Annotated in this window: 6 protein-coding genes and 1 pseudogene; 3 read left to right on the top strand and 4 right to left on the bottom strand. The window is 67.5% G+C overall.

Going from position 1 to position 8578, the window contains the following annotated elements; all coding sequences use genetic code 11:
• From B073_RS0137220 to B073_RS0137210, 3 genes are all read left to right on the top strand, one after another.
• On the top strand, positions 1-1966 hold a 1966-nt coding region (locus tag B073_RS0137220), incomplete at its 5' end, for a transglycosylase domain-containing protein (protein ID WP_026248088.1).
• Between the two features lie 59 nt (positions 1967-2025).
• Positions 2026-3315, top strand: coding sequence for a hypothetical protein (locus B073_RS0137215; RefSeq protein ID WP_018543138.1), 1290 nt, complete (start codon positions 2026-2028; stop codon positions 3313-3315).
• Between the two features lie 158 nt (positions 3316-3473).
• Positions 3474-4604: an amidase domain-containing protein gene (locus B073_RS0137210; protein WP_234025258.1), complete on the top strand. Its 1131-nt coding sequence runs from the start codon at positions 3474-3476 to the stop codon at positions 4602-4604.
• On the opposite strand, the gene B073_RS49510 is transcribed toward B073_RS0137210, so the two are convergent.
• The 4 genes and pseudogenes from B073_RS49510 to B073_RS47395 form a co-directional block, all read right to left on the bottom strand.
• Positions 4592-5017 (bottom strand): IS3 family transposase, encoded by a 426-nt coding sequence (locus tag B073_RS49510; RefSeq protein ID WP_158690326.1) that lies wholly within the window; start codon positions 5015-5017, stop codon positions 4592-4594. The genes B073_RS0137210 and B073_RS49510 overlap by 13 nt on opposite strands.
• 110 nt (positions 5018-5127) lie before the next feature.
• Positions 5128-7836, bottom strand: coding sequence for a tetratricopeptide repeat protein (locus B073_RS0137205; protein WP_018543136.1), 2709 nt, complete (start codon positions 7834-7836; stop codon positions 5128-5130).
• Positions 7837-7888: 52 nt separating this feature from the next.
• Positions 7889-8227: a trypco2 family protein gene (locus B073_RS0137200; RefSeq protein ID WP_051094413.1), complete on the bottom strand. Its 339-nt coding sequence runs from the start codon at positions 8225-8227 to the stop codon at positions 7889-7891.
• A 176-nt stretch (positions 8228-8403) separates the two neighbouring features.
• Positions 8404-8538 (bottom strand): annotated as a pseudogene (locus B073_RS47395) (IS5/IS1182 family transposase); the annotation flags it as partial.
• Positions 8539-8578: the final 40 nt, after the last annotated feature.

Below are 8578 nucleotides of genomic sequence, written 5' to 3'. Positions count from 1 at the left end.
GGCCCCCCTCGTCGCGCGGCTGACGCTGTGCGCTCGCCGGCTCAGGCCGTGTTATCCGCGTCCGGGCCGCACCGGCTGGCGCCGCTGGATGCCCTCCTGCCGGCAGTGGCTGGGCGTCGTATCGATGACCATCGGCCTGACCGGACTGTTCCTGGCCCTCGCCTACGCCGCCACCGACATACCCAAGGACCTGAACGCGTACGCCACCCAGCAGGACAACGTGTACTTCTGGTCCGACGGCACACCCATGGCTCGCACCGGCTGGGTGCAGCGGCAGGCGATGCCGCTCAAAGACATACCCGGGGACGTTCGCTGGGCCGTGCTGGCGGCCGAGAACGAGAGCTTCTACGGCGACCCCGGCGTCTCTTTCAAGGGCCTCACCCGCGCCCTGTGGCGGACGGTCGGTCAGGGCGAGACCCAGGGTGGCTCGACCATCACCCAGCAGTACGTCAAGAACGTCTACCTGAACCACGACCAGACCGTCAGCCGCAAGTTCACCGAGGCGATGATCGCTCTCAAGCTGGACAACCGGATGAGCAAGGACGAGATCCTGGAGGGGTACCTCAACACCAGTTGGTTCGGCCGCGGCACCTACGGCATCCAGCGTGCCGCACAGGCTTACTACGGCAAGGACGTCGGCGAACTCAACGCGAGCCAGGCTGCCTTCCTGGCGTCGCTGCTCAAGGGCGCCGGCCTGTACGACCCCACGCTGAGCGCGGCCAACCACCACCGGGCGGTGAAGCGCTGGAACTGGATCTTGGACCGGATGGTCAAGATCGGCAGACTGTCGCCGTCCGAGCGGGCCGGGTACCGGACGTTCCCCGAGCCCCTCAAACAAAACCCGCTGTACGACACCGGTCAGCAGAGCGACTACCTGGTGGAACTCGCCTCCCAGTACGCCAAGAAAGCCGGCCACCTCTCGGACCGGCAGTTCGATCTGGGCGGCTATCAGATCTACACCACCTTCGACCGCACACGGGAAGCGGCTCTCGACGAGCAGGTGGAAAAGGCACGCAAGAAGGCCCGGCAGACCCACCCGGACGCTGCAGCCACCGCCCATTACGGCGTCGCGTCGCTGGCCACCGACGGCCGCATCCTCGCCGTGTACGGCGGCCCGGACCACCGGAAGCAGGGCTACAACGAGTCCAACGCCGGGACCGTTCCGGCCGGTTCGGCCTTCCTGCCCTTCGTGTACGCGGCCGGCCTGGAGCACGGCGTTGTCAGGCGGCGGGACGCACCCCGGGAGAAGGTCACCCCGCAGTCCCTCTACGACGGCGACGACGGCGTGCCCGTCAGTACGCCGGAGGGCCCCTACTGGGACCGCAGCGGAAGGAAGGTCACCGCCCACAACGACGGCCGGAAGTCGTGGGGCCGGATGACGCTGCGCGAGGCGCTCGCCAAGTCGGTGAACACCCCTTTCATGCAACTGGGCATGGACACGGGCCTGGACAAGGTGAAGCAGACGGCCCAGGCCGCCGGGCTGCTGTCGTCGAGTATGGGGCCACAGGTACCGGCCCTGTCGCTGGGCAGCTCCACGCCGAGCGCGATCCGTATGGCCAGCGGCTACGCCACCTTCGCCGCCGCGGGGCAGCACGTCGAGCCGTACTCCGTGCGCCGCGTCACCCGGAACGGCTCGACCGTGCGGCTGGACCTGCCGGACGCGCGCCGCGCGGTCACCGCCGAGGTGGCCGGGCAGGTGACGCAGGCGCTCGCGGACTCCTTCCGCTCCGCCCACCCTGACGCCGCTCCGGCCGCGGCGGCGGTGTCCGGCAAGGCCGGCACGGCCGCCGATGACACGGCCGCCTGGTACGTCGGCACGGCCCGCGCCGTGTCGACGGCCGTGGTCGTCTACCGCATGGATCTGGCCAAGAGCCTCGAACCGCTGCCGCTGAAGGGGCTCGCGGGAACCGCCGCCGACAGTGCCCCGTACGACATCTGGGCGGGAGCCATGGGCCCACTGCGCTGACCGGCGGACCCTCCGCACCCGCATCCGCACCGGAACCTCCTCGCAGATATGAGCGTTGCATGAAGTCGACTCCAGGCCGCCGCCGTAGGGCGCGCACCCCCCGCCGCACCGTCCGTACCCGGTTCGTAGCCCTCGCGGCAGCCGCCCTCGTCGTCTGCGCGGCCGCCACGGGCTACCTGGTGCTGACCCGGACCGACGGCCAGGCTTCGGCTCCCACGGGCGGCGAGGGGGGATCGGTTGCCCAGGGCCCGCCGCAGCCTGGCAAGGAGCCGGAGTGGGACGGCACCACCAAGATTCTCGGGGACGGATCGACCTCCTACACCGGCCCGCAGAAGGGGCAGTTGAAGGCAGTTCCGCTCAAACCGGGGGAGAAGCCGCCACAGTTCGTCGTCTTCTCCTGGGACGGCGCGCTGGAGGGCGACGAGCGCCTCTTCTCCCACTACCGGCAGATGGCCAAGGACTACGACGCCCACATGACCTTCTTCCTCACGGGCATCTACCTGCTGCCCAAGAGCAAGAGGGACCTCTACCACCCGCCCCAGCACCCGGTGGGTTCCGCCGCGATCAGCTACCCCACCGACGAGCACATCCGCACCACCCTGACGCAGCTCGCCGCGGCTTACGAGGACGGCAACGAGATCGGAACCCACTTCAACGGCCACTTCTGCGGCGCCAAGGGGGGCGCGGACTGGAGCGTGGGGGAGTGGAAGAGCGAGATCGACCAGTTCTACGACTTCGTGGAGAAGTGGCGGACCAACACCGGCGACAAGGACACTCCCGCGCTTCCCTTCGACTTCCGCAAGGAGGTGACCGGTGGTCGTGCCCCCTGTCTGGAGGGTCAGCCGAACCTGCTCAAAGCCATGAAGAGCTACGGCTGGCGCTACGACGCGAGTTCACCGGGCGACTTCCAGATATGGCCGAGCAAGAAGAACGGCATCTGGGACTTTCCGCTGCAGATGCTTCCGTACCCCGGTGGCAACTACCAGGGCCTGTCAATGGACTTCAACTTCCTTTACAACCAGTCCCATGGCGAGACCGAGGGGGATCCGGCCAAGTACGCAGACTGGGAGCGGCAGACCGTCGACTCCTATATGGCAGGCTTCCATCGCGTCTACTACGGCAGCCGGGCACCGCTGTTCATCGGCAACCACTTCGAGGACTGGAACGGCGGCATCTACATGAAAGCCATCGACCAGGTGGTCAAGAAGACCTGCGCGAAGAAGGGCGTCAAGTGCGTGTCCTTCAAGGAACTCGCTGACTGGCTCGACGTGCAGAAGCCCGAGACGCTGCGGCGCCTGCGCGGTCTGGATCCGGCCCAGTCGCCGGACTGGGCCACGGTCGTCAATTGACCCGGCCACCAGCCTGGCTCCCATTGTCCGCACCTCTTCACATGCTTCACACACCTCGTGCAGAATTCGATCGCCCGGACTGTGTACCGGCGCAGAGGGGAACATCGTTGAAATCCACAAGAACAGGCCGCAATCGGAGCCGCGCCACCATAGTCACGGTGGTGGCAGCCTCAGTGGCCACGGGAATTCTGCTGCCCAGCTGGAGCGCGAATGCGGCGGCCGCCACCGACCCGACGGTGGACTCGGCGACCAGGGCCGCATTTCAGCGGCTGGCCGACGCGGTCTTCACCGATCGCACGCAGTCCTTGGTGAGCGATGCCCAAAACGGACGTCACAAGTCGCACCCGCAGCGGACGTCCGGCTTCACCGGAAAAGTGCGGCTGTCCGAGAAGCGGTCGCGCGAGGAGCGATCGACACTCGACGAACTGCGCGCCCGTAAGTCCCGCCTGGCCCGGCTCGGCGAGAAGTACAGCGGAGCCGGTACCGGTGTCACGCTGGACGCCACCCGGGTGAAGGGCCGGTATGCCACCGTCGACGTCACCGAGACCACGACTCTGGCCTACGAGAACGCCAAGGGCGCCGGGCCCGAGACCACCGGGTTCCGGGCCCGGCACGAACTGACCTTCCAGGCCGACCGCAAGGGTGACTGGCAGCTGACCGGTGTCCGCGATACCGACGACGGCTACGTCGCGGTGAACCAGGTCGCCAAGCCGTCCGTCGCCGCTCCGTCCACCGTCGCCGACCCGCCCTCGGCGACCCGCTCGGCCACGACGTGGCCCGCGCCGGCCAACCCGAAGAACTTCACGGTCACCGGGTACGACTACAAGGCCATGGCGGCCTACGCGACGAAGTACTGGAACAACTACAACCCGGACTACCCCGATTTCAGCGGCGCCGGCGCCGGCGGAGATTGCACCAACTTCGTCAGCCAGTCCCTCAAGGCGGGCGGCTGGCAGCACGTCCCCGGCTACACGACGGACTTCCACAAGTGGTTCGGCAACTCCGACATCCAGTCGGACTCGTTCGTCGGCGTCAACGAGTTCTCCTGGTTCGCCCTGTCCTCCAAGCGTGTCACCAGCCTCGCGAACGTCTACCAGATGGACGTCGGTGACGTGTTGCAACTGGACTTCGACAAGGACGGGTCCAAGGACCATTCCATGATCGTCACCAAGCGCAGCCGACAGGGCATGCCGTACGTCACGTATCACTCCACCGACACCTACAACAGGTCGGTGGCCAGCGTCGTCGCGTCGTACCCGACCGCCGCGTACTACGCCTACCGCACCTGAGCGGCGCCCGACACAGTGGCCGGCGCCGCGGCCCGGCCACCGCACTTCGCAGTCCACGCACTCGGATGATGCGCGGTGGCCGTACGCGGCCCCCGTCGGTCCACCGCAGGATCGCTGGCTCGGGTGGCAGCCCAGTCCGGGATCGTGGTGTGGTGTCGTCGCTTCAACCTCCGCCCCTGGATGCCATGTTGACGCATGAACCGCTCGATGCGCTTGCGGTTCACCGTCACACCGCCCGCGCGCGGTTCGGCGTGGATCCGCGGAACGCCGTGCGTGTGATGGGACGTGGCACGGACGATGGTGATCTCGTGGGCCAGGGTGTCATCGGCCGCTTTCCGTGCGTCGGGGGCTTTCGCCGATGCGAGCCAGACATAACCCGACGCGAGCCAGGCATAGCGGGAGGAGTGTGCCACGTTCGACAGCTGGCACAGGAAAGCTCTGCTTGCTCATGAGCGAATCGCCTCAAGGCGCTCTCGGATGCATCGGTTCCTGTCCAGGGCGGTGAGCGGTTCCGCTCTGTGGCTCAGATCCTCGTCTTTCTCCTCCGGAGCCCTGCCACGGGGTCCGGGCTGAACGGCAGCCCTCTGCGGTCACGGATGTCTGCGCTTTCGTTGGCAGGAGCACGGGCCTGATCGAAGTGTCCGAGGTCTTCGAGCTCAATGCTCAGCGCGGTGAGCACACGGGCGAGGCTGGGCTCGTATGCGGGTTCGGTCTGCGCGAGTCGGCGATACAGGGTCGCCGACTCGTCCAGGGCGGTCACGGACTCTTCCGGGCGTCCGGCCCGGCTGAGGTGCCTGGCTGTGTCGTACAGCGTCAGGGCCAGATATGACGTGTCGCCGTTCGGATGCGCAGCGATGAAGCGGCGTTCGATGGCGAGGATCTCCTCGGCCGTGGCCAGGGCATCGCTGTCGTTCTGCCGGCCCTTTCCTCTGAGAAGGAAGGACAGGTTGCGTAGCGCCATCGCGAGTCGTACTTCGCAGACTGCGGGGTGCGTGCGCGTGAATTCTCGGCCCAGGTGGACTGCTTCCTTGCACCATTTGAGGGCTTCATCCGGTTGTCCCTGCTGGTGATAGCGGACGCCGATGTTGTTCAGGGTGTCGATGAAGTCGGGTCCATATCGGCCTGGGTCGGTGGGGGCAAGTTCGCGATAGGCAGTGGCCAGCTGCTTGTCGATGCACAGGCCGAGGGGGGCGAAGGGGTCTTGGGAGATCCGGGCGACCTGGCGCAGGGGCAGCAGGTTCGCTGCGATGTGGAGGACTCGGACACTGGGGGGTGTCTTCGTCAGGATGGTTTCAAGGATCTGTAGGACGCTCGTGGCGTCAGCCGGGCGCCGGGTGAGCACGTGTGCGCGGGCGATGCGCATGAGCACGATCATGGCGCGCAGGCGTTGCCTGTCGGTGGCCTGGGACCACAGCGCCCTTAGGACGTCTGCGGCGGGGCTGACGAGTTCAGCCTCTGCGTGGTGCTCGGCGAGCCGGTCGGGTTGTAGCGAGCCCCAGTAGTGGCCGGGTGCGGGCGGGTACAGCCCCTGCAGCCACTCGGCGACATCGGAGGCCCGGTCGGCTGGGAGGCCGGGCACGGTGCGGGTGAGGGCGAGGGCCTCGTCTCGCGTTATGGCACCGTAGAGCGCTGCGGCGGCCAGGGCGCGGCGCAGGGTGGCTGGACGTAGGTCGTCGAGCTGGAACAGGGGGGATGCGGCGGTGCCCTCCCAGTAGCGCTCTTCGTGGGCCAGCATCAGGGCCTCGAGGGACATGTCGCTGTGTGTGCGCACGGGAGACGGGCCGCGTTGCAGGAGGGAGGTCAGGGCGGCCATCTGCAAGGTCAGTGCGCTCCCGTATCGCGCGTGGTTGAGATGGGGAGGGGGTGGGAGCGTCGCGGCTACTTGCTGCCAGTCCACCGTGCCGGTCAGAGCAGGGGTCTGAGCGAGCAGCGTTGCCAGGTCGCGTACTGCTCGGGCGAAGGCGGCAGTTCGGGACGTGGAATCGGTTGTCTCGCTGTGCAAAGGGGGCAGTTTGAGCACGGGCGCTGTGGCCAACAGCGCCCGTGTGTCGGCTCCCGCGCGCAGTGACCCGGTTTTCCAGTCGCCCTGGGTTCGGGCGAGGAGGAGGAGTCGGGTGCGGTGCCGGCTGCGGCGTAAGGACTCGATGAGGTGGCGGATCTGGCGGGGCAGGGTCTCGGCGTAGTCGACGACCAGCAGCATCGGCAGGCTGGTGTCCAGGGCCTCATAGCCGAGACCTGGCGCGTCGGATGCGTCGTCGAGGTCCGCGCGTAACTCCGCTGCGATCCAGCCCCGCCCCCGGAGGGTGGCGGCGAGATGGCGTGCCAGACGTGTCTTGCCTTGGCCGGCGGGTCCGGTGAGCAGGTGGACTGCGAAAGTGTCCGAGGTGTTGGTGCACCAGTTCAGCAGATGCTCGTGTTCCTGTTTCCGGCCGTGGAAGGTGACGGCCTCGGTGTCGGCGCGCAGCAGCATGGCGGGCGAGCGCAGGTCGCGGCCGCGAGCGGCCGGGGTGAGCAAGTGGTCGGGCTCGATGGGCTCGAGGACCGGGTGCCAGCCGCTGTGCTCAGCGATCAGCGACTCGAACTCGGAATCTGCCAGCAAGTCGCAGATCCGGGTGGCAGTCAGGCGGACACCGACCGGTGCTTGGCGGTCTTGGACCACCAAGCCGGCCAGGAGATCTCGGCATAACAGCGCAGCACCCGAAAACCCGGACCAGTTGGTGGTGCGCGCCCCCGCAGGAGGCAGGGTGGCAGGCATCGGGTGCGTGCTCAGAATCTCGTAGCGGCCATCCGTTCGGCTGGCGCCGGGGTAGATGTCGCCGGTGAGCTGCTCTTCTCTTCTCCCTGTGGTGTCCTTCTGCATACGCGGATAGCCGCATACGGTCACCGGGTGTGGACGGGTGCCGATCAACTGGCCCCAGCGTTGGGGCGGGCGGGTATGGAGATCGCGCAGAGATCCCGGCGTCTGCCAGTTGGCGTCCCGTGCCACCTCGATGAGGGCGGCGTCGACCGCGAGGTGCTTGCGTTGCCAGCGCACCGTTGCTTTGAATCGGTGCTCGCCGGTCTCGGGCCGGCAGACGGTCACCGTGTCCTTGCCGGCCGGGGAGCCCGTCGCGAGCACATGAGATGTGGTGAGGACCAGCCGCGGCGCAACGAGGTAGCCCGTCGCGAACGCCGCTTTACCCGGACTCTCCGGCTTTGCGCCCCTGACCTGGACGATCCGGTCGAACTCCACATCAGCTCCCGCCTCGTGTGCTGGCCCTCACAGCCACGTCGCGTTGCGCCGTCTACTCGTCGTCCTCGTCGCTGACGTCGACGTCTCCACCGTCGGGTAGATGCGGGAGGAGCCGCACCGACAGGGTGTGGGTAGCGGAACGAGTGCTTTCTTTCTTGCCTCCGAGGCCCACCACACTGAACCGCAGTCCACCATCCAGGCCACGCGTTTGCGCTAGCTCCAGGCCCAGTTCCAGGGTGATCTCCCCCAGTCCGAACCTCACCCCGGCATCCCCGCTCTCACTCACTCGACGCTGCGCCTCGGCGATCTGATCACGCAGCAGCGTGATCGCATCCGCGAGATCCAGCGCTCCAGCCGCCCCAGCGTTACCGGTGCCCGACGTTGTGCTCATCCACCCCTCCACGACCGACAGGGTGGAAGTATCCCAGCTCGCGGCTCCGCACAGAGCCCTTACTCGACAACTCGCCACGAAAATAAGGAGCATGGCGGGAGATGCGACGAACGACGGTGCCTATAAGCCCGGTTGGCGGCCGAATCATCCCTCGAGTGCAAAGCGACGTTGGGTGCGGCTCTTCTGCCCTTGAGTGCGTTGATCGTCCGCTGGACTTCGTTCCTGCGGGCGTACTGCGCCCGGTCGAAACCCGCGGGGTGACCGCCCTGGCTGCCGCGCCGTTGGCGGTTGGCCCGCTGGTCCCGGCGCTCGTGAGGCGGTGCCTATAAGCCCGGTTGGCGGCCGAATCAT

Source organism: Streptomyces sp. MspMP-M5 (assembly GCF_000373585.1).
GTDB lineage: Bacteria > Actinomycetota > Actinomycetes > Streptomycetales > Streptomycetaceae > Streptomyces.
The sequence above is the reverse complement of the archived record's forward strand: the minus strand, read 5'-3'. Positions and strand labels throughout refer to the sequence as shown.

Coding starts and splice junctions, on each gene's coding strand:
- B073_RS0137215 (WP_018543138.1), top strand. CDS start 2,026: ATGAAGTCGACTCCAGGCCGCCGCCGTAGGGCGCGCACCCCCCGCCGC.
- B073_RS0137200 (WP_051094413.1), bottom strand. CDS start 8,227: ATGAGCACAACGTCGGGCACCGGTAACGCTGGGGCGGCTGGAGCGCTG.